15 protein-coding genes are annotated in these 26,538 nt (G+C 67.0%); 6 read left to right on the top strand and 9 right to left on the bottom strand.

Annotated features, from left to right (window positions below; translation table 11 throughout):
- Positions 1-99 precede the first annotated feature (99 nt).
- Positions 100-969: a 2-keto-4-pentenoate hydratase gene (locus tag C8C93_RS05505; RefSeq protein ID WP_121506172.1), complete on the bottom strand. Its 870-nt coding sequence runs from the start codon at positions 967-969 to the stop codon at positions 100-102.
- A gap of 97 nt (positions 970-1,066) precedes the next feature.
- Here C8C93_RS05505 and C8C93_RS05500 point away from each other — a divergent pair, with 97 nt between their 5' ends.
- Positions 1,067-2,203 (top strand): iron-containing alcohol dehydrogenase, encoded by a 1,137-nt coding sequence (locus C8C93_RS05500; RefSeq protein ID WP_121506171.1) that lies wholly within the window; start codon positions 1,067-1,069, stop codon positions 2,201-2,203.
- Between the two features lie 270 nt (positions 2,204-2,473).
- A complete protein-coding gene (locus C8C93_RS05495) occupies positions 2,474-5,308 on the top strand; it encodes an EAL domain-containing protein (RefSeq protein WP_121506170.1) in 2,835 nt (944 codons plus the stop codon).
- 3 nt (positions 5,309-5,311) lie between these two features.
- Here the strand turns inward: C8C93_RS05495 and C8C93_RS05490 are convergent, their stop codons facing one another.
- The 3 genes from C8C93_RS05490 to C8C93_RS05480 all read right to left on the bottom strand — a co-directional run bounded on the left by C8C93_RS05490 (position 5,312) and on the right by C8C93_RS05480 (position 9,840).
- Complete coding sequence (locus C8C93_RS05490; protein ID WP_121506169.1) at positions 5,312-6,517, bottom strand: patatin-like phospholipase family protein; 1,206 nt, start codon at positions 6,515-6,517, stop codon at positions 5,312-5,314.
- Between the two features lie 44 nt (positions 6,518-6,561).
- The gene (locus tag C8C93_RS05485) at positions 6,562-7,389 is read right to left on the bottom strand and encodes an HDOD domain-containing protein (RefSeq protein ID WP_055393979.1); all 828 of its coding nucleotides are present in this window, start codon (positions 7,387-7,389) and stop codon (positions 6,562-6,564) included.
- Between the two features lie 81 nt (positions 7,390-7,470).
- Positions 7,471-9,840 carry a Tex family protein gene (locus C8C93_RS05480; RefSeq protein WP_121506168.1) on the bottom strand — a complete coding sequence of 790 codons (2,370 nt, stop codon included), beginning with the start codon at positions 9,838-9,840 and terminating at the stop codon, positions 7,471-7,473.
- Between the two features lie 163 nt (positions 9,841-10,003).
- Between C8C93_RS05480 and C8C93_RS05475 the strand changes: the two genes are divergently transcribed.
- Positions 10,004-10,414: a hypothetical protein gene (locus C8C93_RS05475; RefSeq protein WP_121506167.1), complete on the top strand. Its 411-nt coding sequence runs from the start codon at positions 10,004-10,006 to the stop codon at positions 10,412-10,414.
- Positions 10,415-10,456: 42 nt separating this feature from the next.
- On the top strand, positions 10,457-11,563 hold the full coding sequence (locus C8C93_RS05470) for a DUF72 domain-containing protein (RefSeq protein ID WP_121506166.1): 1,107 nt from the start codon (positions 10,457-10,459) through the stop codon (positions 11,561-11,563).
- A 173-nt stretch (positions 11,564-11,736) separates the two neighbouring features.
- Here the strand turns inward: C8C93_RS05470 and C8C93_RS05465 are convergent, their stop codons facing one another.
- Positions 11,737-12,939: a multidrug effflux MFS transporter gene (locus tag C8C93_RS05465; protein ID WP_121506165.1), complete on the bottom strand. Its 1,203-nt coding sequence runs from the start codon at positions 12,937-12,939 to the stop codon at positions 11,737-11,739.
- Between the two features lie 99 nt (positions 12,940-13,038).
- Positions 13,039-14,061, bottom strand: coding sequence for a diguanylate cyclase domain-containing protein (locus tag C8C93_RS05460; protein WP_121506164.1), 1,023 nt, complete (start codon positions 14,059-14,061; stop codon positions 13,039-13,041).
- Between the two features lie 380 nt (positions 14,062-14,441).
- Here C8C93_RS05460 and C8C93_RS05455 point away from each other — a divergent pair, with 380 nt between their 5' ends.
- Both C8C93_RS05455 and C8C93_RS05450 read left to right on the top strand, forming a co-directional pair.
- Positions 14,442-15,305 (top strand): GGDEF domain-containing protein, encoded by an 864-nt coding sequence (locus tag C8C93_RS05455; protein WP_121506163.1) that lies wholly within the window; start codon positions 14,442-14,444, stop codon positions 15,303-15,305.
- 132 nt (positions 15,306-15,437) lie between these two features.
- Entirely contained in the window at positions 15,438-16,055 is a 618-nt protein-coding gene (locus tag C8C93_RS05450) for a BON domain-containing protein (protein ID WP_233559240.1), read from the top strand.
- A gap of 77 nt (positions 16,056-16,132) precedes the next feature.
- On the opposite strand, the gene C8C93_RS05445 is transcribed toward C8C93_RS05450, so the two are convergent.
- The 3 genes from C8C93_RS05445 to C8C93_RS05435 all read right to left on the bottom strand — a co-directional run bounded on the left by C8C93_RS05445 (position 16,133) and on the right by C8C93_RS05435 (position 26,522).
- Entirely contained in the window at positions 16,133-16,834 is a 702-nt protein-coding gene (locus C8C93_RS05445; protein WP_121506161.1) for a Crp/Fnr family transcriptional regulator, read from the bottom strand.
- A 175-nt stretch (positions 16,835-17,009) separates the two neighbouring features.
- On the bottom strand, positions 17,010-17,684 hold the full coding sequence (locus C8C93_RS05440; RefSeq protein ID WP_121508659.1) for a Crp/Fnr family transcriptional regulator: 675 nt from the start codon (positions 17,682-17,684) through the stop codon (positions 17,010-17,012).
- A 192-nt stretch (positions 17,685-17,876) separates the two neighbouring features.
- Positions 17,877-26,522: a GH36-type glycosyl hydrolase domain-containing protein gene (locus tag C8C93_RS05435; protein WP_121506160.1), complete on the bottom strand. Its 8,646-nt coding sequence runs from the start codon at positions 26,520-26,522 to the stop codon at positions 17,877-17,879.
- Positions 26,523-26,538 lie beyond the last annotated feature (16 nt).

The raw sequence follows: 26,538 nt of genomic DNA, 5'->3' as shown, positions 1-26,538 counted from the left end.
GGGTGAGACGGGTGTGGTGGATGTGCAGGTCGGTCAACGGGTGGGGTCTCGGCAAGAAAAGAAAACGGCCCGCACGGCGGCGGGCCGCTCATCGGTGGCTTACTTGAAGGTCACGCGCACCGGTGCGGCGCCGGGCAGGCCATCGTAGGTGGCCGTCACCGACAAACCGGCCTTGGGTGGCAGCAGGGGCGAGAATGAGCCCAGGCTGATCAGATCGCCCGGCTGCATGGCCAGGCCTTCTTGCGCCAACGCGCCCGCCAGCCACACCACGGCATTGAGCGGATGCTCCAGGATGTCGCTGCCCTTGCCACCGCCCAGGCGCGCGCCCGCGCCATCGGTCAGCGACACGTTCATGTCGGCCAGCGCCTTCAGCATGGCAAAACGCTCGCCGCGATAGGCTGGCACAGCAATGGGTGTACCCGCCACGCCCAGGCGCGCGCCCACGTTGATGGCCGTCACGCCTGCGCCATTGAGCTTGGGCGGCGCCTGCACCATCAGGTCGGGCAATTCCATGAACGGGATGATCTGGTCCACGGCATCCAGCACGTCCATGGGGGTCTTGGCCTGGTTGATGGCGGCGCTTTTCACGCGCACCAGCATGTCGGCCTCGTACAGTGGGCGGGCACCGAAGGCCGCATCCACCGTGGCGCCACTGGGCAGCACCATGCCTTCGTAGAGCTTGCCCCAAACGGGTTTGTCGGTGTTGAAGCGCTTTTGCACAGCGGGGTTGGTCAGGCCCGCCTTGTAGCCAATCACCTTGCCCATGCGCTGTGCCAGCAATGCGTTGACCTTGCCGCGTGTACAGGCGCCGTCGGCGTCAGTGAGGTTCTCGGGGTTGGCGGCCGGGGTCTTGGCCACATAGTTGGCCACCAGGTCGGCGGCCTGCGCGTCCGTGAGGCACTGGGCCTGGGCGCTTGTCACAGATGCGACGGCCGCCAGGGCCGCCATCAGGGTTTGCTTCGTTTTCAAGGCTGTCTCCTCCTTATAAAGTGGGCTCAGAACCCGTATTCAGGGCTGGCGAGCTATCGTAATCGCTGGCACTCCCATTCACACATCCTGTTGCACCATGGCTTTCATCTACTACGTCACCCAGATCCAGTTTGAATTCGGCGCCGTCCAACTGCTGAAGCAGGAATGCGAGCGTGTGGGCATCACACGTCCGCTGATCGTGACAGACCCTGGCGTGAAGGCCGCAGGCGTGCTGCAAAAGGCGCTGGACGCACTGCCTGGCATGACCGTGGCGGTGTTTGACCAGACGCCGTCGAACCCCACCGAAGCCGCCGTGCGCGCCGCCGTTGCAATGTACAAGGCCCAGGGCTGCGATGGCCTGATCGCCGTGGGCGGTGGCTCGGCCATCGACTGCGCCAAGGGCATTGCGATTGCCGCCACGCACGAAGGTCCCCTCACCCACTACGCCACCATCGAAGGCGGCTCACCCCGCATCACCGAGCGCGCCGCACCGCTGATCGCCGTGCCCACCACCAGCGGCACGGGCAGCGAGGTAGCGCGAGGCGCCATCATCATCGTGGATGACCACCGCAAGCTGGGCTTTCACTCGTGGCACCTGGTGCCCAAGACGGCCATCTGCGACCCCGAACTCACGCTGGGCCTGCCCCCCATGCTCACTGCCGCTACGGGCATGGATGCGATTGCACACTGCATGGAAACCTTCATGTCCGCCGCGTTCAACCCGCCCGCTGACGGCATCGCGCTGGATGGCCTCACACGCGGCTGGGCGAACATCGAGCAGGCCACCAACAACGGCAGCGACCGCGACGCGCGCCTGCACATGATGAGCGCCAGCATGCAGGGCGCCATGGCCTTCCAGAAGGGCCTGGGCGCGGTGCACTCGCTCAGCCACAGCCTGGGCGGCGTGAACCCGCGCCTGCACCACGGCACGCTCAACGCCATGTTCCTGCCCGCCGTGGTGCGCTTTAACGCTACGGCCGAATCGGTGCAAAAGGAAAAGCGCCTGGAACGCATGGCACACGCCATGGGCCTGGCCAGCGCGGGCGACATCCCCGAAGCCATCCGCGACATGAACGCCCGCCTGGGCCTGCCCACGGGCCTGGCGGCCATGGGGGTGACCGAAGCCCTGTTCGACGACATCATCAAGGGCGCCATGGCCGACCACTGCCACAAGACCAACCCGCGCATTGCCACGCCCGAGGAATACCGCGACATGCTGGCGCAGTCGCTGTAAGGGCCTGCCCAAAGCGTATTGGTGATCTCCCTGCGGCGGCGCCACAGCGCCTGGCGCGCCGCCGCCTCCAACGCACATAGAAGCCTTCCTGCCGTGACCGCTCCTGCGGGATTGCGCTGTCCAAACCCATCTCATGCGATTCGCTACGCGCTAGACTCCGACTCGTCAACAATTAATTAACAATTCATTACCCTGGTGGAGAGCCAGTTCAATGTCGTTCTGGCGCTGCCCGGAGACTTTGATCAGGCCCTGGGGGGAGGGCCACTGTCGATGCGCACCGGAAATCTCAGCACCTGGCTCCTGCGGGGCACCTATCCCCGGCTGTATGTGCCTATCGTGCTGATCATCGTGCTGGTCAGCACGGTGCGCTACCACTACCTGGTGGCCACAGAAACCGACGAGGTGCGCCGCCATGCCGCCACCGAACTGCGCCGTGCGGGCGATGCGCTGTTGCCGTCACTGGCGGCCCTGCCCGCCTCGGACCGCCAGGCCCAGGCCACGCTGCTCAGCGAAGGGATTGCCAGCTTCGGGCCGGGCATCCATTCGCTGAAATGGCAGGTGGACAACGAGCCCGCCACCGAAGCCCGGGCGCCCCGCCTGCCCGCCACCGCGCCAGACTGGTTTGCCCAATGGGTCAACATTGCACCGCCCTCGCAGCAGTTCAGCCAGGCGTTGTCCAGCGGCGGGGCCTCCGGGCGCCTGACGGTGACGCTGCAGGCGGCCCCCCTCGTCGGCCAGGTCTGGAGCACGGTGGTGGTGCAGTTGCGCATCTCGGCCCTCAACATTTTCACCATCCTGCTGCTGCTCACCCTGCTGCTGCGGGCCAATGCCCGCATGCTGCGCCGCCTGGCAGAAGCCACCGATGCGTTCCGCCAGGGCCGCCTGGACACGCGCATGGAGGTGACGGGCACGCTCGAATCGCGCGCCATGGCGGCCACCTTCAATGACATGGCGGGCAAGGTCCAGTCGCTGGTGCTGTCGCTGCGCGAAACCCAGCAGCAGCAAAGCGAACAACTTCACTTCACACGCCAGCTGATCGACGCCCTGCCCCTGCCGGTGTTCGTGCGGGATGCGAAGGGTGTCACCCTCGAAGTCAACTGTGCCTGGCAGCGACTTTTTCATGCCCCTGCCGGTGCTGGCAGCGCTCAGGCCTCGCCACCCGCGTATCCCCAGGAGCTGTCGCCCGAGCGCTCCACCCAGATCGCCCAGGCGCAGGACAACGAGATCCGCGTGCACCCGGCCAACCACCAGCCCCCAAGGGACATGGCCTACTACGAGGCCCCATTCACCACCACCCGCGGCACGCTGGCCGGCACCATTGGCACCCTGGTGGATGTGACCGAACGCAAACGCGCCCAGGAGGCCCTGCGCGCCGAGAAGGAACGCGCCGAGGTCACGCTTGCCTCCATCGGCGACGGGGTGATCACCACCGACCCCTCGGGCTGCATCGAAACCATCAACGAGGCTGCACAGCTCATGACCGGCTTCACCGCCGACCAGGCGCTGGGGCGGCAGCTGGACGACGTGTTTCGCCTGTATGAAGAGCTTGCCAGCCGCAACGCCAGTTCTGCGGCCGAGCGGGACACCGTGCCCGGCGCCCTGCAGCCGGTCACGCACGAGGTGCTGATCCACCGCTCAGGCGAACGCTACGCCATCGAGTACACCGCGTCAGCAATCCGCCAGGGCGATGGCACGGCCGCAGGCTGCGTGCTGGTGTTCCGCGACGTGACCGAAACCCGCAACCTGCGCCACCAGATTTCATGGCACGCACGGCACGATCCGCTCACCGGGTTGTACAACCGCGCCGCCCTGGCCGAGCGGCTGACCCATGCCATCTTCGTGGCGCGGCAAAAAGGGCTGCTGCTGGCGGTGTGCATGCTCGACCTGGACCATTTCCAGACCGTGAACGACGCCCACGGCAACCGCGTGGGCGACCGCCTGCTCAAGGAAACCGCGCGGCGCCTGGGCGCCTTCATCACGCCACAGGACGCCGTGGCGCGCATGGGGGGCGATGAGTTTGTGCTGCTGCTGGGCGAGCTGCCCGACGTGCCCGCCATCGAGGCGCGTGTGGACGTGCTCATGCAGCAGCTGGCCGCCCCCTACGCCATCGACGACCGCGTGCTGCACACCACCGTGAGTGTGGGCGTGGCCGTGTTTCCGCAAGACGACGCCAACCCCGACACCCTGCTGCGCCACGCCGACCAGGCCATGTGCCAGGCCAAGGGCTTCGGCCGCAACCAGATGCATGTGTTCGACGTGCAGCTGGACCACGCCGTGCAGACCCAGCACACCCGCCAGACCCGTGTGGCCCAGGCGCTGCACGCGGGCGAGCTGGTGCTGCACTACCAGCCCAAGGTGAACCTGCGCACCGGCGAGATCCTGGGGCTGGAGGCCTTGCTGCGCTGGCAACACCCCGAGCAGGGCCTGCTGGGCCCGCAGCATGTGCTGCCCCTGATCGAGGATGCCGAGCTGGAGGTGGAAGTGGGCGAATGGGTGCTGCGCCAGGCCCTGGCCCAGATGCGGCAGTGGACAGACGCCGGCATGCTGTGGGAGGTGAGCGTGAACATCTCCGCACCCCACTTTCACCGGGCCAATTTTGTGGAGCGGCTCAAGGACATCCTGCACACTTGCCCCGAGGTGTCGCCCACCCGCCTGGAGCTGGAAATCCTCGAATCTGCAGCCTTGCAAGACATGCAGTACATGCGCCACATGATGCAAAGCTGCCAGGCGCTGGGCGTGCGTTTTGCGCTGGACGACTTCGGCACCGGCTTCTCCTCGCTGTCTTACCTGAAGCGCCTGCCCGCCGAAACCATCAAGATCGACCAGTCGTTCGTGCGCGGCATTCTGGAAGACGGCGACGACCTCACACTCGTGAGCGCCGTCGTCGCGTTGGCCGCCGCCTTCCACCGGCATGTGGTGGCCGAGGGCGTAGAAACCGCCGAGCAATGCGCCAAGCTGCTGGAGCTGGGCTGCGAGCGCGCCCAGGGCTTTGGCATTGCACGGCCCATGCCTGCGCACGAGGTGCTGACCTGGGCCCGGGAGCACGCTGCTCGCCATGCGGCCCGGGCGGTGCAGGAGGCGGCGCGGCGGCCTGCCTCAACCTGAGTACTACAGCGGTTGCACTGCGTTCATGTCGGGCCGCGCCAGCCACGCCTGCCACTCGTCCACCAGCTGCTGGCTGGCCCGCGTAGCCGCAAGCCAGGCCTTGGCACGCGCGGCGCTGTCGGTGCCGTAGTGGGTGAAATCGTTGCGGTCGGGCAGCTTGGCGTTGGGCAAGGAGCGCACCCAGTCGGGGCTGGGCGACAGCACCACCAGGTTGTCCAGCGCCGGGGTGGAACGGTGGCGCCACTTGAGTCCCTTGTCCAGCCAGCCGGGCACCACCTGGTGCTGGAAATGCGGGTACAGCACCAGGCCGGGCGAGGCAGTCGGGCCAGAATCTGAGGTTTTTTGGCCGCCAGCGCTTGTTGGATAAGCGCTGCCAGCTATTAATTCAATAGCATTCTGTGATTGCTGGCCGTAGGCCAGGTGCAGGTGGTAGTCGGTGATGCCCCCGTCCCAATACGCTCCACGGGGCGCACCCGGAATGTTGTGCACGGCCTGCAGCACAAACGGGATCGAGCAGCTGGCTTGCAGCGCTGGCATGAAGTTGCCGCCGTGCAGCAGTACCTGCCGCGTGCGGTAGTCCGAGGTCCCAAACGGCAATGCAGCGCACGCAGCACCAACGCTCACACCAACACCATCGGCCGTGGCTGCATCGGACGAGGAGAACACCACCCGCTCCAGCCACGCCCCCATCGCCTTGCGGTGCACCGTGTTCGTCAGAAACGCGCCCAGATAGCCCAGCGGCGTGGCCACGCGGTGCTCGCGCCCCAGCAGGTGCCGCCCGCGCGAGGTGACGATGTGCAGGCGGTAGCGCGGGTGGCTCAGCACCTCGTCGATGCGCCCACCATAGAACGCCTGCAGGTTCTGCCCAAACCGCTCGCTCACATGCGCGGCCGTGGGGCGCTTCTTGCCCGGCGGCAGGTCGTAGTGCTGGTGGATGTAGTCGTGCTCCAGCCGCTCGAAAGCCGCCACCGATTGCTGCAAGCAGGCCGTGGCCATGCGCCAGGCGCCGATCGAGGCGCCCACCAGGTGCACCGTCTGGCTGGACTGGGGCAGCCACTCCCCAAAGATGAAACGGTCCAGCGGACCCAGGATCAGGCCCTTGGGGCCCCCTGCCGCCGCAGGGATCACGCCCACATCGCCGGGCTGCAGCCCGTGGTTTTCAAGGTGTTGGCGGGCGCGGGGGCCGGCATGGATGCGCAGGGCTTTCATGGGCGGCATTTTCGCAAAGCCGCAAGGCGGCTCAAAACCAGCTCTCACACCACGTAATCAGCAGCCTCAGGCTTCGCAGTCCAGTCGATAGGGTCTTGCTGCAGCACCATGTCGATGTCCAGCCCCAGGGCCAAGCCCACTTCGCCAGGGAACGACACGGCCAGTTCCTTTTCGCCCAGTTCTGCCTCGCGCGCTCGGGCGCGCCAGGACGCCAGGTGGATCACGCCCGCGAGGGGCTCGTAGGCATTGTTGTCAAACGGCGCGCTCTGGTGGTGCAGGGCATCCACCACCACCTCGGGCAAACGCCAGCGGCGTGCCAGCCCGGCCGTCACATGGCCATAGCAGTAGCCAAAGATGCGCTGCTCGATCTTGCCGCGCCGCAGGTCAAACGGGGCCACCAGTGTGTTGACCGACTGGGCTTTGTCCGGGTCGGCCAAGTGGATCACCAGCTCGCCCAGCGCGTGCAGCAGGCCGGTGGTGTACGCAGCGGTCTGGTTCTGGTGCACGATGCCCGCCAGCGACCGTGCCAGCTTGGCCGTGTTGAGGCTGTAGCGCCAGAACTGCTGCATGTGCACGCCGGGCACCGAGCGCGACGCGGTGCCCAGCGGTGCCGACGTGACCAGTGTGCGAACCTGGGCAATACCCAGCAGCGCCAGAGCCTCGGGGATGCCGGCAATCTGGCGCGGTACCTGGAAGGTGTGGGAATTGGCCAGCTCCAGCAGCCGCCCGGCCAGCGCCGGGTCGGTGCCGAAAAGCTGGTTCAGACGCCGCAGGCTGGGCTCTTCATGCGCCAGCTCGCTCATCAGCAATGCCACCGTGCGCGGAAGGCTGGGCAGAGCTACGGGTTGGGCCAGCAGTGCGTTCAGCTCCATGGGGTCAGGCACCAGAGTTGGGGTTGCTGGCGATTATGGCCCCCAACCTGTCGCAAACCCAGGCCATCCCGCCGCAATCCGTCAACGGCCCTTGGCCTGTTGCAACTTGGCAAATGCCGACGCCATGGCCGACTGTTGCACGGGCTCGGGCGCACGGCGCTGGGGTTGTGCATAGCCCCGGCCAGCACCCTCAAAACGGTTGTCGCGGGGTGCACCCCGGTCACCGCCCTGGCGTGGTGGCGCATCGCCCAGCTTCATCGACAGGCCGATGCGCTTGCGCTCCACGTCCACCTCCATGACCTTGACCTTGACGATGTCGCCGGTCTTGACCACTTCGCGCGCATCGTTCACAAACTTGTGCGCCAGCTGGCTCACGTGCACCAGGCCATCCTGGTGCACGCCCAGGTCGATGAAGGCGCCAAACTGGGCCACGTTGCTCACCGTGCCTTCCAGGATCATGCCTTCCTTCAAATCCTTGATGTCTTCCACGCCATCGTTGAAGCGCGCCACCTTGAAGTCCGGACGCGGGTCGCGGCCGGGCTTTTCCAGCTCGGCCAGGATGTCCTTGACGGTGATCACACCGAATTTTTCGTTGGCAAACAGCTCGGGCTTCAAGGTCTTGAGCATGTCGGCGCGGCCCATGATCTCGGCCACGGGCTTGCCCGTCTTCTCCATGATCTGCTCGACCACGGGGTAGGTTTCGGGGTGCACGCCGGTCATATCGAGGGGGTTGTCGCCCCCCCGGATGCGCAAGAAGCCCGCGCTCTGCTCAAACGTCTTGGCGCCCAGGCCCGCCACGTCCATCAGCTGCTTGCGGCTCTTGAACGCGCCATTGGCCTCACGCCAGCGCACCACCGCCTTGGCCACGCTGCCCGACAGGCCCGACACACGGCTGAGCAAGGGCACGCTGGCCGTGTTCAGGTCCACACCCACCGAGTTCACGCAGTCTTCCACCACCGTGCCCAGCGTGCGGGCCAGCTCGCTCTGGTTCACGTCGTGCTGGTACTGGCCCACGCCGATGCTCTTGGGGTCGATCTTCACCAGTTCGGCCAGCGGGTCCTGCAGGCGGCGTGCGATGGATGCCGCGCCACGCAGGCTCACGTCCACATCGGGCATCTCTTGCGAGGCGTATTCGCTGGCGCTGTAGACCGAAGCACCGGCCTCGCTCACTACCACCTTTTCAATCACGCGGTCCACCTTGGCCGCCAGCTTGATCAGGTCGGCGGCCAGCTTGTCGGTCTCGCGGCTGGCCGTGCCGTTGCCAATCGCAATCAGGTTCACGCCGTGCTTCTCGGCCAGCTTGGCCAGGGTGTGCAGCGAGCCCTCCCAATCACGGCGCGGCTCGTGCGGGTAGACAGTCGCGGTTTCCACCAGCTTGCCCGTGGCATCCACCACGGCCACCTTCACACCGGTGCGGATGCCAGGGTCCAGGCCCATCACCACACGCGGCCCAGCCGGCGCGGCCAGCAGCAGGTCGCGCAGGTTGTCGGCAAACACCTTGATCGCCACCTTTTCAGCGTCGTCGCGCAGGCGGGCGAACAGGTCGCGCTCGGTTGAAAGGCTGAGCTTCACGCGCCAGGTCCAGGCCACACACTTGCGGATCAGGTCATCGGCTTTGCGGCCCTGGTGGCTCCAGCCCAGGCGCAGGGCAATCTTGCCTTCGGCCATGCTGGGCTTGCCGGGTTCGGGCTCCACGGGCAGCACCAGCTTGGCCTCCAGAATCTCCAGGCCCCGGCCCCGGAACACCGCCAGCGCGCGGTGCGAAGGCACGCGGCCGATGGGTTCGTCGTATTCAAAGTAGTCGCGGAACTTGGAGACCTCGGGGTCGTTCTCGTTCTTGGACTCGACCTTCTTGCTGCGCAGCAGCCCCTCGGCCCACAGCCATTCGCGCAGGTTTTGCACCAGTGCCGGGTCTTCGGCCCAGCGTTCGGAAAGGATGTCGCGCACGCCGTCCAGCACTGCGGGCACGGTCGAAAAGTCCGCACCGGTCTTGCCATCGTCCAGCACCTCGGGCGGCTTCGTGAAGGCGGCAGCCTCCACGGCAGGGTCCAGCGTGGGGTCGGCAAAGAGCTTGTCAGCCAGCGGCTCGATGCCGAACTCGCGGGCCATCTGGCCCTTGGTGCGGCGCTTTTGCTTGAACGGCAGGTAGATGTCTTCCAACTCCTGCTTGGTCGGCGCGGCGGCAATGGCAGCACGCAGCGCATCGGTCAGCTTGCCCTGCTCGTCAATGCTCTTGAGCACCGCAGCGCGGCGGTCGTCCAGCTCGCGCAGGTAAGACAGGCGGGCTTCCAGCTCGCGCAGCTGGATATCGTCCAGCCCACCGGTGACTTCCTTGCGGTAGCGCGCGATAAAGGGCACCGTGGCGCCCCCGTCCAGCAGCTCCACCGCTGCGCGCACCTGTTGTTCACTAACCCTGATTTCTGCGGCCAACTGCCGGATGATCTGCTGCATGTGTGGGCAAACTCTCTGAGACTCGGTCAAACAAACGAACAAAAACGCGAAGCGCGGGAGTTTGCCACAGGCACTATTGGTAACAACCCGTGGGAACAACCGGCCTTGCCATGAGGGCGGGGTGGGCTGTCTAGAATGCTCCAGCCTTCAAGACAGCCCCTTCATGCAGCCGTTGCCCTTCCCCATCCGCACAGAATGCCCGCCCGGTGCCTGTGTCTGCGACCGGGACGCGCTGCTGCTATCCCCCGATGCCGTGCTGGAGGCACGCATCCTGCAGCTCACCCAGGCTGAAGAAAAGAAGTTGCTGCAGCGGCTGGAAAACATCACCAGCCTGAGCGACCTGCGGCGTTTGCAGGAGCGCATGGAGCAGCAGCTGGGCCTGCGGCTGACCATTGCCCCCAGCCCCAACGAAGTGCGCACCCTGCGCGGCATCACCATCCTGGTCCACGAGCAGCGCGGGCTGTGCCGCAAGACGCGCCAAGCGATTCCGGCCGCCATCAAGAAGGGCATGGACCAGCGGCCGGAGATCACGTACGAGCTGCTGAATGAGGGCGGGTTGTTCTCGGGGTTGTGACCCCGCGCATCCGTCTCTTTGCCCACCCGCCCTGCCCGCCGCATGCAAGACGACCTGTTCGGCAGCCCCGAAGCCCCAACACCTCCTGTGCCTTCGCGGCATTCCACCCGGCCGACCAAAGCCGATGCGCCCGAAGCCGCAGAACACGCCGCGCCGCCTGCCCCGCGCAAGCGCTCCAGCCAGGTAACCGCCATGGCGCACGACGATGCGCTCACCGCCCTGGCCGCCGCCTTGCCCCGGCAGTTGCGCCTGGGCACCTCCAGCTGGACCTACCCCGGCTGGAAAGGCCTGGTGTGGGAGGGCGAACATTCCGACACGCAACTGTCCAAGCAAGGCCTGGCGGTATATGTCCAGCACCCGCTGATGCGCACCGTGAGCATTGACCGCAGCTTTTACCGGCCGCTCACCGTGAGCCAGTACGAACGCTACGCCTCGCAGGTGCCCGACGACTTCCGGTTTGTGGTGAAGGCACCAAGTGTGGTGACCGACGCCCTGGTGCGCAGCGAAGACGGCCGGGGCCGCCAGGCCAATCCAGCATTCTTGAGCCCCGAACTGGCTCGCAGCGAGTGTGTGGAGCCTGCCCTGCAAGGCCTGGGGCACAAGCTGGGCGCACTAGTGTTCCAGCTCAGCCCGCTGCCGCTAGCGCAGCTGGACCGCCTGCCGCTGCTGCTGGAGCGCCTGCGCACCATGCTGCTCGCGCAGCCCGCACTGGCACCGCTGGCGCCCGATGGCGTCATCGCCGTGGAGGTGCGCGACCCCGAGTGGCTGGCCCCCGACTTTGCCGCCGTTCTGCGCGAAGCCGGTGCCACCTACTGCCTGGGCCTGCACGCCAAGATGCCGCCACTGCAGCAACAGCTGCCGATGCTGCGCGCGCTGTGGCCCGGCCCCCTGGTCTGCCGCTGGAACCTGAACCCGGTGCATGGCCCCTATGGCTATGAAGAGGCGGAACGCCTGTACGCCCCCTACGACCGCCTGCACCACCCCGACCTGCCCACCCGAGCGGAACTGGCCAGCGTGATAGCGGGCATCACGCGCCGGGGGCAGAACGCCTTTGTGACCATCAGCAACCATGCCGAGGGCTGCGCGCCGCTGACGGTGCGCGGTGTGGCCGACGAAGTGGCTGCGGTGCTGGCGGCAGCGCCCCGCTGATATGCACGCGCACCAGCGACGTCCCTGCGGGTGAGTCTGAGCGCGGTGTGAGCCGGATGCGATGTACCGCTCTGGAAGGCGAAATACTCACATATTCATAGCTGCTAGCGCTTATCCATCAAGCGCTAGAGGCACTTTTTATTCAAATTTTCTGCAAGCGCTTGCGGCACGGACTAGGCATGCACCATCGCCCCGCGCCTGCCGCCCAGCGTGATCCACGCCAGCGCCACGCCCACCAGCGCCCCGGTGGCCATGCCGACTACCATGGGCAAGGGCTTGCCGGTGGCAAACAAGCCGACCACGCCCATGGCCAGGGCGCCCGTCAGCATCTGCAGTGTGCCCAGCAGGGCCGATGCCGTGCCGGCGATGGCGCCGTGTTTCTCCAGCGCCAGCACCGAGGTGGTGGGGATCACCAGCCCCATGAGCGCGCTGGCCACAAAGTACAAACCGATCAGCACGGCCAGGTCATCGCAGCCCAGCAGGTAGTAAAGCAGCAACGACGCCATGACCGCGCCCGAGGCCGTGGCCGCCGCTTTCACCACCCGAACCATGCCAAAGCGCTCACCCAGCGTGGCGGTGAACTGGGAGGCGCCGATGAACGCTGCCGCGTTAACCCCAAAGGCCAGGCTGTACTGCGTGGGCGTCAGCCCGTAGTGGTTGATGAGCACAAACGGCGAGCCCGCCAGGTACACAAAAAACCCGGCCATGGCACAGCCGCCAATGAACACCAGGCCCAGGTAGTGCCAGTCGCGCAGCAGCAGCGCGTAGGCGCGCAGGGCGCCGCCCAGGCTGCTTTCCACGCGGTCGGACGCAGGGCGTGTCTCCTGCAGGCTGCCGTACACCAGCGCCAGCCCCGCCACGGCGGCCACGGCCACCACCCAGAAGACGCCGCGCCAGCCCGTGAGCGCAATCACCCCGCTGCCCGCCAGCGGCGCCAGGATGGGCGACACGCTGAACACCAGGATCAGCAGCGACATCAGCCGCGCTGCATCGGTGCCCGTGTGCAGGTCGCGCACCACGGCACGCGGTATGGCCATGCCCGCCGCCGCGCCCAGGCCCTGTAAAAAGCGCAGGGCCACCAGGGTTTCGATGTCACTGGCCAGCGCACACCCCACGCTGGCCACCGTGAACAGGCCCAGGCCAAAGTACAGCGGCGGCTTGCGCCCCACCATGTCGGAGATAGGGCCGTAGAACAGCTGGCCAGCCCCCAGCGCCAGGAAAAACGCCGTCAGGCTCCACTGCACAGCGCCCACCGACGCCCCCAGGCTGGCGCCAATATCGGGCAGCGCGGGCAGGTACATGTCGATGGCAAAGGGGCCGATGGCCGAGAGCAGACCCAGGATGAGGGCCATTTTGAGGAAGCGGGAAAAATGCATAGCCGCCCATTGTCACCATTTCGGTGCACACCACTCGGGTAAACCCTGAATGAACGGCCAACAGCGCTACCCGGGCACGGCAGGTACTGCGCCCGCCCTTCAGTCCGGCGCCAGCTCGATGCGGTTGCGCCCGGCCTGCTTGGCGCGGTACATGGCGCGGTCGGCGCGGCGCACCAGTTCTTCGGGGGCCTGGTCACGCTGGGGCACAAGGCTGGCCACGCCAAAGCTGACGGTCACGATGCCAAAGGGTGCCCCCTCATGCGGCAAGGCCAGCGCCTGGACGGCCTGCTGGATCTGGCGGGCCACTTCCATGGCAGCCTGCGCGTCCGACGCCGGCAGCAGCACCACAAACTCCTCGCCACCAAAGCGCGCCGCCAGATCACCGTCGCGGCGCCCACCGGTTTGCGCCAGGGTCAGGGCCAGCGCCTGCAGGCAGGCATCGCCCGCCAGGTGACCATAGTGGTCGTTGAAGTGCTTGAACACGTCCACGTCCAGCATGATCAGCGAGAGCGGCGTCTGCGCCCGCTGGGCGCGGGCCCATTCGTGCGCCAGGGTCTGGTCAAAATGGCGGCGGTTGGCAATGCCGGTGAGCCCATCGGTGTTGCTGATCAGTTGCAGCCGCTGGTTGGCCTGCGCCAGGGCTTGGGTGCGCTCTTCCACCAGCGCCTCCAGCTCCAGGTTGCGCTGCTGCAGGCGGCCTACCGGGTACACCTCGCCGTCACGCGCCAGGCCGTAGGGGATGGAAATGCTGCTGTGGGCAATCTTCCAGTCGCCCTCCTCATGGCGAAACACCAGCACCAGTCGCGCGGTCTCGCGGGCAAACAGTGCGTCAGGAATGGGCAGCCGGATGTGGAAAAACGCCGTGACGGCCACCACGTCATCGCTCAGCTCCTGGGGGAAGAGGTCCAGCACGTCAATGCCGATGCGGCCGGGCACCTGGGCAAAGTCCTGCAAGGTGACGTCAACCCAATCGCTACGGCTCTTGACCAGCTGGTCGCTGCTGCCCGCAAAGCCGCTGAAGTTGTCACTAAAACGGGTGACCAGCCTTGCGTCCCGTGCGGCATACATATCGATGTATTCGTCGAACAGCAGGCGGATCAGCCGTTGGCGTTCTGGGGACATGGGAGGGATTCCTTGCCTGAGACTTCAAAAATTCACGGACAGCCAGCGAAGCTGCCACAGCAGCCAAGAGCCCGGAGGCGATCTCCCAAGGGTCGCGCAGCAAGGGCAAAAACAGTTGCTTCAAACGGTATAACTGAATGTAACACTCGCAACACGCCACCACTACCCCTCCTGAGACAAGCTGCAACAGGCCGCCTTCACCGGCCCGTCCTCGGCCAGATATGTGCGGTGACAGACAGTGACAGCGGCAGCAACCCTGCAGACTTTGTGGCAACAGGGAGTCTGTCTGCGCTGGCAATAGCGCACGTGCGCCCTGACCACACGCCGTAAGGCAAATCAAATCTCCTGCCTTGAGGTGAAGGCACAACAGGGCTCGGCATATGGGTACCAACCAAAGATCATTTCTGTGGGGCAAAGCCCTCACCACATCCTGGCCAACCACCGTGCAACTGCGGCGCTGGAACCAGGTGTTCCGGGCGATACGTGCGCAGTGGTTCCACCGCGCAGCACCGCATGCGAAAGTCCTCCTTCCCCGCACCACCCACACCCCCTATCCCAAGCCCGGCGCCGATGTCAGCTTGCCAGAGTGCGTTGCGGCCCTTGAGGAAATGCGCCAGGCCCTCCAGCGCGAAACCGCCCAGCGGCAAGCGCTGGAACGCGCCTTCCGCGGAACCCGCAAGGCACTCATTCAGGCCGAGGCCGATCTGGCCTGCGTGCGTGGGGGTGAGCGCCACGCGCGCCACCAAGCCCTGCATGATGAGCTGACAACCCTGCCCAACCGCCGCCACCTGATGCAGCAACTGGGCCAGGCCCTTGCCCAGCGCGGGCCTGAAGACCTTGGGCCAACGGTGATCTACATTGACCTCGACCACTTCAAGACCGTGAACGACACCCATGGACACGGCGTGGGGAACGAGGTGCTGCGCATTACCGCAGCACGGCTGAGTGCAGCAGTGCGCCACGGCGACCTGGTGGTGCGCCTTGGGGGCGACGAATTTGTCTGCCTGCTACAAGGCGTGGCCGACGCTGCGCCGCTGCGCCAGCTGTGCGCCAAGTTGCTGGAGGCCGTGTCCCGCCCCATGAAGGTCGCCGACCTGCAACTGCTGGTGTGCCCCAGCATTGGCGTAGCCATGTGCCCCCAGCATGGCACGGCGGCCAAAGACCTGTTGGCATGCGCCGATGCGGCGATGTATGCGGCCAAGCGCGAACGGCGCGGATTCGCGTTCTACGGCGAAGCCGCGTGATCCCGCAGGTGCCTTCCTCACAAAGTAAAACATTCCCATGAGTACGGTTACGAACAGACGGCTGCAGCGTGCGATGGGACAGTGCAAACAACGGCCACCACCATGGTGACAACCTTTCCAAAGGACTTTTGCATGCGACATCCCACACCCCGTAAGCTTTCCAGTGCCCTTCTGGGGGCGTTGGCGGTGATGTCGCTGCAAGGCTGCAAGCGCATCGAGCTTGTCACCGACTGGACGCTTGCCGCACCCTCCCCCACCGCCTACCTGGAAGACAGCGTGCTGACGTCTCGCGTCCGCGCCGCACTCATCCTGTCGCCGGTGGTAAACAGCTTCAACATCGGCGTCGAATCGCACCAGGGGGTGGTGCTGCTCAGCGGCATGGCGGCAGACCCCACGCAGATCGACCTTGCTGTGTTTGTGGCGCAAACCGTGCCCGGTGTGAGTTCGGTGGACAGCTTCATGTTCTCTACAGGCGTGGCACCCAGCCCAACCCTCGGCAAGAGCTACGTTCCCGACTCAGACACGTTGCGCAACCAGCGCAGTTTGGGCAATTTCTCACACCCTGAATCCGCCGCGCAGGATGGGACGCCGCCAGCACCGTCCCCCGTTGGGATGGCATTGAGCCATCCCCTGGCTCTGGAAACCGGGCTGCCTGCCGACACTGAACGCAAGCAGAGCGGCTGGGTCCACCTGGCCCACCGCGTGCTGGGCATTCGCAGCATTCAAGAAGAACTGTTGATCAAGCAGTAGGCGCGGCCCCTTGCCCGGAACGGGGCACAACCGTGCGGGCGCTGCGCTCTCAGAGCCTCCTGAGGTCTTCTGGATGGTCAGACTTTGGCCTTCATCAATCGCTGATAGATCTGCTTGTCTGCGGCGTAGCAGCTGCAGGCCTCGGCCTCCAACGCCTTGCGGTCGAGCACCGTGAGTTCGCCCCGGTGGTAGACGATCAACCCGCTGTCCTGAAAATGGCTGGCCGCCTCGGTCACGCCCACGCGGCGCACGCCCAGCATCAGGGCCATGAATTCCTGGGTGACGTGAAAACACTCTGAATGCGAGCGGTCCTGCATCATCAGCAGCCAGCGCGCCAGGCGCGGCGCAATCTGGTGGTAGCGCTGGCATGCCGCCGCCAGCGTCTGCTGGTGCAGGCGCGTCAGCAGGCAGGCCTGGAGCAAGGCCTCCAGTTCGGGAATCGCGTCGATCTGCGTGCGCAGTTGCTGGGCGCCGATGCGCCAGCTGGACCCGGCCCCCTGCACCAGCGCCCGCCAAGGTGTGGCCGCCAGCCCCAGAATCAGCTCCGCCCCCAGCATCGCCTCTCCCCCGACCATGCCAACTTCGAGCGGGGGGTGGCTGTCCACATCGATCACCAGGGACAGGAAACCTTCAATGGGAAAGTGGGCATGCTGCAGCGGCTTGCCCCGCACGCTCAGCTCTGCGGAAAGCACCAGTTCGAACGGTTCGCAGTGGTCCAACAACTGCTGGCGCGCGGCAGGGCGCAACTTGAGAAGAAGGGCATTTTCGGGGCGGTGCATCGGGGCGTCTCACAGGTCGGTCCGCGCCGCTCAAAGAAGCGGCATCATGACAACCGCACGGGGGCTTGCCCAGCGCAGGTCTGCGGCCAGTGTGGGCGTCCCTTTGCCGCGCGACTGTCTGCCAGCGCACACAGCACGCCTGCCCCGCCCGACCAGGCACCCCTTCGAAAACGCGCTAGCTGGCAACGCCCGTGGGCAGCAACCGGTCGTACTCCTTCTTGACGACCTCGTAGCACTCGCAGGTGCGTGCTTCCAGGCCCGGGCGATCCAGCACATTGATATGCCCCCGGGCATAGCTGATCAGCCCCGACCGCTGCAGCTTGAGGGCCGCCTCGGTCACTCCTTCGCGCCGTACACCCAGCATGTTGGCGATCAGTTCCTGCGTCATCACCAGCTGGTTGCTTTGCAGGCGGTCCAGGCTCAGCAGCAGCCAGCGGCACAACTGCTGGTCCAGCGAATGGTGGCGGTTGCACACTGCGGTCTGCGCCATCTGGGTAATGAGTGCCTGGGTGTAGCGCAACAGCAGGTGCATGACAGGCCCGGAGCGGGCAAACTCTTGCTTCATGGCGTCAGCACGCATGCGGTAACCTGAACCCGCGCTTTGCACTACAGCCCGGCTCGGGGTAGAACCGCCACCCATGAAGATGGAGATGCCCACCAGGCCCTCAAAGCCCACCACCGCAATCTCCGCCGAGGCACCATCCTCCAGCACGTACAGCAGAGAAACGATGGCGTTGGTGGGGAAATACACGAATGGCATGGCTGCACCGGATTCGTACAGCACCTGACCCAAAGGCAGCTCCACCGACTCCAGCTGCGGCAGCCAACGCTGCAACTCCACCTTCGGCAAAGCGGCCAGCAATTGATTCTGGAGGGGGGAGTTGGATCGTTTGATGGCAGCACCTTGTGGAACGCGGGGCGCACCACCCTCGCGGTTGTGCCTGCCCCGCTGGGCAAGTAACCAGTTTGTGGGGCCACGCCCTTCGGGTCTGTACGGTATCGCACATACACACATTTACCAAATGACTTCTGCCCATTCGCGCTACACGGCGCCCGCAACAGTGTCTGGCGGCCCCCGGACAGGGATCACACAGCAGAGGTCTGAAGGGAGATCGACCCAGCGCAGCCGCTCTCCCACCTGGAGCCAGCGTGCGCCAGATGGGGCACTGTCCGGCAACGCGGCAGGCTCCCCCCCTGGGGCCATCCGCACCAGGAGGAACCGCAGCGTGCGCCCACCGCGCACCAGCGTCAGCTCTGCGCCCGGCCAGTGCGATGGCAGGCAAGGGGTGAAGAACAGCTCCTGCGCGCCCATCTGCAACCCCACGATGGACTCCACCGCCGCCCGGTGCAGCCAGCCCGCCGCGCCGGTGTACCAGCTCCAGCCGCCGCGCCCCACATAGGGTGGCTGGCTGTAGATGTCAGCCGCCATCACATAGGGCTCCACGGCGTACACCGGCCCCCACACCGGGTGCTGGGCCCGGTGCGCCGGGCTCAGGTAGGTGAAGTAGCGGTAAGGCACATCGAACGCACCGGGGTGCTCAGGCTCCTGCAGGGCCAGTTCTGCAGCGGCCATCAGCGCCCACACGCCGCCATGGGCATATTGCCCCCCGTTCTCGCGCACGCCGGGCGGGTAGGCCTGGATGTAGCCCGCGCTGGGCTCGGCATGGCGCAGCGGGGGCGCCAGCAACTGGATCAAGCCTGCTGCGGGGTTGACCAGATGCGCCTCGACCGCGTCCATCGCATGGCGCTGCCGCACAGGCTTTGCTGCGCCCGAGAGTACCGCCCAGGCCTGGGCGATGAGGTCAATGCGGCCCTCGCCCCTCGTGTGGCTGCCCAGTGCCGTGCCATCGTCAAAAAAGGCGCGCTGGTACCAATCACCGTCCCACGCCTGGTTTTCCGCTGCGGCGCGCCAGCCGGTCAGGGCAGCGTCCCACCGCTGCACGCGATCCAGATCGCCCCGACCGCGGGCCAGCGGAATCCAGTCTGTGACGATCGCGCACAAAAACCACGCCAGCCACACCGATTCTCCGCGCCCACCGTCGCCCACGCGGTTCATACCGTCGTTCCAGTCGCCGCCGCCCATCAGCGGCAGGCCGTGTGCGCCGGTGCGCAGGCTGCGGTCTATGGTGCGGGCGGCATGCTCGTACACACTCGCCGTGGTGGTGCTGGCGCTGGGCGCTTCGTAGATGTCTTCCGCCCCTTCGGGGATCGCAGAACCTTCCAGGAACGCCACCTGCTCCTCCAGCAAGCTGTGGTCTGCAGTGCGTTCCAGGTAATGCGCGCAGGCAAAGGGCAGCCACAGCAGGTCGTCCGAGAAATGCGTGCGCACCCCAGCCCCGCCCGGCGTGTGCCACCAATGCTGCACATCGCCCGCTTCAAACTGGCGCGATGCGCACAGCACAATCTGGGCGCGCAAGGTGTCCGGCTGTGCCCAGGCCAGCGCCATGGCATCCTGCAATTGGTCGCGGTAGCCCGTGGCACCACCCGCCTGGTAAAAGCCCGCTTTGGCAAACAGGCGTGAAGACACCGTCTGGTACAGCAGCCAGCGGTTGACCAGCACGTCGAACAGCGGGTCGGGCGTGGTCACCTGCGTTGCGCCCAGCAGCAGATTCCACTGGTCGACGGTCGCCTTCTCCCGCGTGCGGGCCGCGACGGCCATGGCCTCGGCGCCCAGCGCACGTGCTGCAGCCTCGGTGGGTGCGTAGCCCATCAGGTACACGCGCTCGAAAACCGCCCCGGCCCGCAAGGTCACCAAACGCGACAGGGCTGCACAAGGGTCCAGCCCAAACCCGCTGCGCTGCCCCAGTTGCAGGGGTACCACCAGATCGCCCTGGGCATCGAAGAACTCGCGGCGGTCGCAGGTCCAGTCCACGCTGTCGTTGGCACGGTCGTCCGTGCCCGGCCCAGCCGAGGCTTCGCAGAAAAAGGCCGTGCCCCCGCCCAAGCCTGCGGCCGCCTCGGTCTGCGTGCACAGCAGGCCCAGCAAGCGGCCATCGGGCAGTGGTGCAAAACACGGGGCGGTGGCCAGCGTGGCACGGTCGCAGCGTTTTTCGCCCATCATCCACTCCACCATGCCCACCAGGCGCAAGTGCTCGCGCCGGTTGCCCAGGTTTCGCACCTGCACAAACACCTGTTTGATGGCGGTGGCGGGGTCCACGCACCAGCGCACCTCCACCTCCAGCGCGCCTCGGCGGTGGCGGATGGTGGTAGTGCCCTGGGCGTGCTCCACGCGGTACGCCACATCGGCCGCGCCCCAGGCCGAGGGCGTCAGGCCCCACACCTCACGCGTGCGGCGGTCCTGCAGCAGCAGCCATTCGGCAGGCGGGTCGGCCACCGGGTCGTTCGACCATGCGGTGAGCTGGTTCAGGCGGCTGTTGAGCGCCCAGGTGTTGCCCGCGCCAGTTTCCGAAACCATGGCCCCCAGCTGGGCATTGGCCAGCACATTGACCCAAGGTTTGGCAGGCCGCAGCGCTGCCGACACATCAAACCCAAAGGTGCCGGTCACCGGTGCAAAACCGCCCACCGGCGCGGGCACCCGCGTGCTGCCCTGGTGCGTGAGCACTTCGTCCGTGGCGCCGCCGCGCCAAGGGCCGGCCATCGACACGCCATGGGCCGCCACCCAGGCCTTTACCTGGTGCATGAGCGCATGGCCATCGGCCTGCAGGGTGATGCGGGCCAGGCTCACCAAGGTGCCCAGCTGCGCAGCCGACAGCTCATCGAGCCGTAGCACCCGCAGGCTGGTCACCGCCGGGCCGGTGTGTGTGGCCAGGTCGGCATCGTGGTGCTCGCGCAGCAGCGTCAGCTCACGCTGCAGGGGCATGTGGTACGAGTGCGATTCGCTGCTGAGCACCACCAAGTCGCAGGCCACACCGCCATGCGCCCATTCGCGCAGCGCCTGGGCCAGCGTGCGCAGCAGACCCATGCCCTGGGGCGATCCGGCCATCACCAGCACGATGGGGCGATCACCCGACAGGCCCAGTTGCCACAACGTGCGCCGGTCACACACGGGGTGGGCGGCCTGGGCCTCGGTCAGCACGCCCAGGTAGGTGGTGTGGACCTTGGGCAGCGTGAACACCAGCGCCGTGGTCAATGCCTGCAGCGCGGGCAGGTAGTCGCGGTGCGGGCGGTGCGACGCCCACTGGATGCTGGCCAGCGTGGCCGACATGGCCGAAGCGCGCTCCAGATAGGTGGGCTGGCGGTACTTGTCGATGATGGCCAGCAGCGTGGCCGGGTCTTGCGATGCCGCCGTGGCAAAAGTGACGCAGGCCTGCGCACCGGGCGCAATGCGCAGCATCACGCCCAGCGCCGCCACAGGGTCCAGACCCGTGTCCAGCGATGCAGGCACTTCAGGCACCCGGCTGAGCAAAGCCAACGGCTGGCCGGGCGTATGGTTGCGCCCCAGCCAGAGCTGCCGGTCGGTCTGGCAACGCAGGCCCAGCACCTGCCCTTGGGTATCTGCGACAAAGTGCGCAGCCTGCAGGGTGGTCTCGGTCTGCAGCCGGGGCGTTCGGATGAACCGCAGCGCCTGCTGTGCGGGCAGCCAGTCGGCGGCGACGAAAAGGTTGGAGAACGCGGGGTGCGCCTCGTCGGCCGCGTGGGTGGCCAGGGTGATGTCCAGGGCCGAAATCAGCTCCAGCTCGATCACCTCATCACCCAGGTTGCTCACCACCACCCTTCGCAGTTCAATGTCGTCTTCCGGGCTCACCCACACGGTGGTGTGCACGCGCAGCCCCGGCCACAGTGCGTCAAAACACACGCGGTCGGTGTGGAAGATGCTGCCATACACCGCACGCGCATCGGGCGCGGGGTGGCTGGTGACGGACGCGGGCACGCTGGAGCCCATCTGCCGCACATACAGAAAGCTGCCATGTGCATCCCGCAGCGCATCGTCGCGCCAGCGGGTGATGCCCGTCTGGTGCCAGCGGCTCCACCCTGCCCCGTTGGCGCGCAGGGTAACGCTGTAGCGCCCGTTGCCCAGCAGGTGCGTGGGCTCCAAGACCTGGGCGCCCGGGGTGACGGGGCGCACATGGTCGGGTGTTTTTTGTTGGCGCGCATGCAGCGGCAGGCGCGGCGGTGTGGCCTGCAAGGTGGGCAGCTCGCGCGGGGTGCGCTCCTGCAGCAGCGGCAGCACGGCTTCGATGCGGGCATGCGCCGTGCCCCAACGCTGCGCAACGCCACCCAGCAGCACGTTGGCCAGCGCCACGATGGTCATGCCCTGGTGGTGGGCCATGTAGGTGCTGACCAGCGTGAGCCGCTCGCCATGGGTCTGGCGTTCGGGCGTGAAGTCCAGCGCCTCGTAAAAGCCGTAGCGCCCCCGCGCCGACAGTGCGGCCAGCGTGCGGAAGTTGGCGCAAGCTGCACGGGCATCCACCTGGGTGGCCAGCGCCGTGGCATAGGGGGCAATCACCAGCTCGCCCACGGGCGTGCGGCGCAAGGCCAGGCGGGGCACGCCCTGCGGAGCGTACTGGTAGGCCAGCGTGTGGTCGCGCCCGGCGTAGGCGCATTCTGAAATGCCCCAGGGCATGTCTTTGCCCAAGGCCAGCACCAGCGCCAGATGCTCACGCAGGGCGGACCGCCCTGCCTCGCCCAGGGCGCTGTGATACGGCTCGTCCATGACCAGCGTGGGCATCAGGTACTCGAACATCGAGCCTGACCACGAGCGCAGCACCGCATGGTGGCCGCTGGCAAAGAACGGCCGCCCCAGGGCCGCCCAGTGCTTGACGGGCAAGTCGTCCTTGGCGACGGCCAGCAGGCTGGTAGTGCGCGACTCGGACGCGAGCAGGTCGTAGAACGAGGTGTCCAGCTGCTGCTCGTCCACCCGGTAGCCAATGTGCAACAGGTGCCGGCGGGGGTGGTACAGAAACCGGAAGTCGGCCTGCCAGGCCAGGGCATCCAACGCCTCTGCCAGCCCCATGAGGCGCCGCGTGGCCTCGGGTGCGCCGCCGTTGTGTGCGGCCTGCTGGTCACTGTCCACCGACTGCAGTGTGGCCAGGTGGTCGGCCAGCAGCCACAGCAGTTCGTCCTGCGCCGTGGGCGGGCTGTGCACGATGGCCGGGTGGCGTGGCTGGGCCATGCTGCGCAGTTCGTCCTGCGCCTGCGCCAGCAGCGCGCGAAACGCAGTGGCCTCCGGCTGGTGCGCCGGGTCCGGCAGACGCATTCCCAGCAGACGGCTCAAGGCGGACGAGGGCAGCATACCGCGCAAGCCCGGGTGGTGGACGCCCAGCCGGGGCTGCAGTCGAGCCAGCGAGGTGCGGATGGCCTGCGCACCCGCCAGCGGTGACAGTGGCTGCGCCGCCAGCGCGCTGCAGGCCTGCGCCACGGCCACCAGGTGCGCGCAGAGATTGCCGCTGTCCACCGTGGACACATAACGCGGGTGCAGGGGCTGCAGGGTTTCGGTGTCGTACCAGTTCAGGAAGTGGCCCCGGTGCCGCTCCATGGCCTGCAGGGTCACGAGGGTGGCTTCGAGCCGGTCGAGCAGCTCCAGCGTGCCGATCCAGCCGAACTGGCGCGCACAGCTGGCGCTCAGCAGGTACAGCCCGATGTTGGTGGGCGAGGTACGGTGCGCCACCATTTCATACGGGGCGGTCTGGAGGTTGTCGGGCGGCAGATGGTGGTTGGGGGCATCCACACAGCGCTCGAACAAACGCCAGGTGTCGCGCGCCACGCCTTGCAGCATGTCCTGGTCTTGTGCCGACAGTGTTGGGTTGCCCAGGCCAGACGGAACGCGGTTGGCCAGCCACACCAGCAGCGGCGACAGCGCCCACAGCGCCAGCAGCGGCCCCACCAAGGCCCAGGGTGCCTGGGTTCCACCGGCCCACAGCGCCACGCCACAGCCCAGCGCCAGCAAGGGTGCCGCCTTGTGTCTGCGCAGCGTGGCCGCCAGGCCTGTGATCAGGGTGTTCTGCGCGGCCTCGGCCGTGGTCCACTCCAGCAGATGCCAGCGGCTCACGGCCTGCCGGTGCACGGTGCGCACCACGGCATCGCCCAGCAGCAGCGCCTGCTGCGGCAGCAGGGCCAAGTGCCACACACCACTGGCCAGGGCGCGCAACAGGTCGCCCGATGCTTCGTGCACAAAACGCATGCCGACCAGCCCAAAACGACTGGGCACCCAGCCCGCCAGTGCCCCCATCAAGGGCGCAGCCGCATAGGCCGCCACCACCAGCGCCAGCGTGCTGGCCAAGGGCAGGCCCAGCCCCGCCAGGGCCAGCACCACCAGCACCAGCGATGCGGGCGCCACGAGCGAGCGGCGCAGGTTGTCCAGCAGCTTCCAGCGGTTGATGGGCGAAAGGCCCCAGCGCTGGGCCTGGGCCAGAAAGGGCCACAGCTGCCAGTCGCCCCGCGTCCAGCGGTGCAGGCGGGCGGCGGCGGTGTCGCTGTGTTCGGGCTCCGCCTCCACCAGCGTCACATCGCTGACCACGGCGCAGCGTGCCAGCGCACCTTCGAGCAGGTCGTGGCTCAGCACCTGGTCGGCCGGCAGGCGCCCGCCCAGCACGGCGTGCACCGTGGCCACATGCAGCAGGCCCTTGCCGGTGAAGCTGCCTTCGGCAAAAAAATCCTGGTAGACGTCGGACGTCATGGCGCTATACGGGTCCAGCCCCTGCTGGCCCGCAAACAGCCATTGCCACAACGAGGTGGTGGCAGCGGTGGGCAGTGGCGCCAGCACCCGGGGCTGCAGGATGCCGTAGCCCTGTACCACGCGCTGGCCTGTGGCATCCAGCCGGGGCTGGTTCTCGGGGTGCTCGGCCACCCCCACCAGGCTGCGCAGGCGGCCCGGGGGCAGCTGCGTATCGCTGTCCAGCGTGAGCACATAGCGGGTCTGCGGTGCCAGGTGCGAGAGTTCGCCCAGGTCCAGGAAGGCGCCTTGCCCGCCAGTGGCGAGGGCCGCCACCAGCTGTTCGAGCTTGCCACGCTTGCGCTCCCAGCCGATCCACTGCTGCTGCGTGGGGCTGTAGGTGCGGGTGCGGTGCAGCAGCAAAAACCGCGGGGCACCGCCCGTGATAGACGGGTGCTGGGCATTCAGGGCCAACATCAAGCCCTCGGCATGGGCCAGCAGCACGCCGTCTTCGGGCAGGTCTTGCACATCGGCATCCACACCGTCGGTCAGCAGCGCAAATTGCGCAAAGGGCTCGGGGTTGGCCAGGTAATGCAGGTGCAGGCGGTGCACCAACCGCTCGATGGTGCCGGTGCTGCTGAGCAGGGCCGGGATAGCCACCAGCACACGTGCCGATACCGGAATGCCCGCTGGCAGCAGGTAGCGGGGCATGTAGGTCGGCCGGACGGATTCGCCAATGAGCCGGTTGACCACGGCCACCACGATCTCGGACACCGGCAGCAGCAACAAGACGGCGAGCAGCGCCAGGCCCGCAAGATGGGCTGCGCTGGTATCGGGCCCCGCCTGCACACCCCACAGGGGCGCCATCAGCCAGGCCAGCAGACCGAGCGAGCCCACCAGCAAGGCGCCGAGGTACAACGGCACACGCGACAGGCCCACCGCAGACCGCCACAGGGCCACCGCGTCGGTGGCATGTCGGCGCACACCCAGGGCATGCTCCAGCTGGTTGCGCCCGGCGCCTTGCAGCCAATAGCCTGCCAAGGCCTGCGCAGCTCCCGGATGATCTGGAGGCTCGCCGTCGGCACCCGACATCAGCACCAGCAGCGCCTGTGCCACGGCGGCCTCGCCCTGCCCGCTGCGGGCCGACAGGTTTTCGATGCCGTGCAAGGTGGTGTTGCGGGTGGACTCGTCTTCGGCCGCGAACACGGGCGACTGCAGCATGGCGCGCAGCACCAGGCTGGTCTGGCTGATGATGTCGGACCAGTCGGCCGCGCCCACCCGCCGCAGTGCCGTGACGGCATTGCCCATGCTCAGCTGGTCGGCGGCCTGGTTGATCTGCTGCTGGGCCTGCAACGCCACCAAGTCAGGCACAGCGGTCAGCAACCACTGCTGTACGGGCGTTGGCGTGCCTGCAGCGGCATGCCCGCCCACCACGCCGCGCCCCATCATCGACTGCGCCAGGTGGGCCAGGAACACCGGTGCCACGCCACGCTGCTCCATGGCTGCGCAGGCGGCATCCAGCGTCAACACGTTCAGGTCCTTGCTGCGGGCGGCGCACAGGCTGGCCAGCTCCTGCGCGGTCTTGTGGCTGGCCAGGCGCTCGGCCAAGCGGCGCAGGTTCTCCACCAGCACCACACGCAGCGTGGTGGGCAACGCCCACAGCTCCCCCTGGCTCAGCTCGCGGGTCTGCTGGTAGGCATTCAGGTAGTGCACCAGCAGCGACTCATCAAACGCGCTGTCGGTATGGGCCACAAACGACCACGCCACACCGTACACACGCGGCAGGCCCACCAGCGGGGCGTCTTTGAGCACCGGCAGCGAGCGGTAGTAACGCGGTGGCAGCCCGGCCCGGATCTCCTTGAGCTGGCTTTCGATCAGGTGGAAGTTGTCAAACAGCCATTCAGCGGCGGGGCTGATGGCATGCTCGTCATGCGGTGCATCGAACAGGTAGCGGTATGCGGCCCGCAGCGCGCGGATGTTGCTCTGCAGGCGTGGGTAAAAGGTGGTGCGGCCAAACGGTGCCTTGCCTGCGTCGTGGGACGCGCCCAGGTGCCTGCCATGCTCTTCGAAGCGGGCCACGCCAAACACTTCGGCCCGCAAGGGGTCCAGCACCAGGCCTGCCCGGGCATCGAGCATGCGGTCCAGCGCGGAA

This window comes from Acidovorax sp. 93 (assembly GCF_003633835.1).
GTDB classification, from domain to species: domain Bacteria; phylum Pseudomonadota; class Gammaproteobacteria; order Burkholderiales; family Burkholderiaceae_C; genus Acidovorax; species Acidovorax facilis.
Note: the sequence above shows the minus strand (reverse complement) of the source record. Positions and strands in the feature narration are given on the sequence as shown.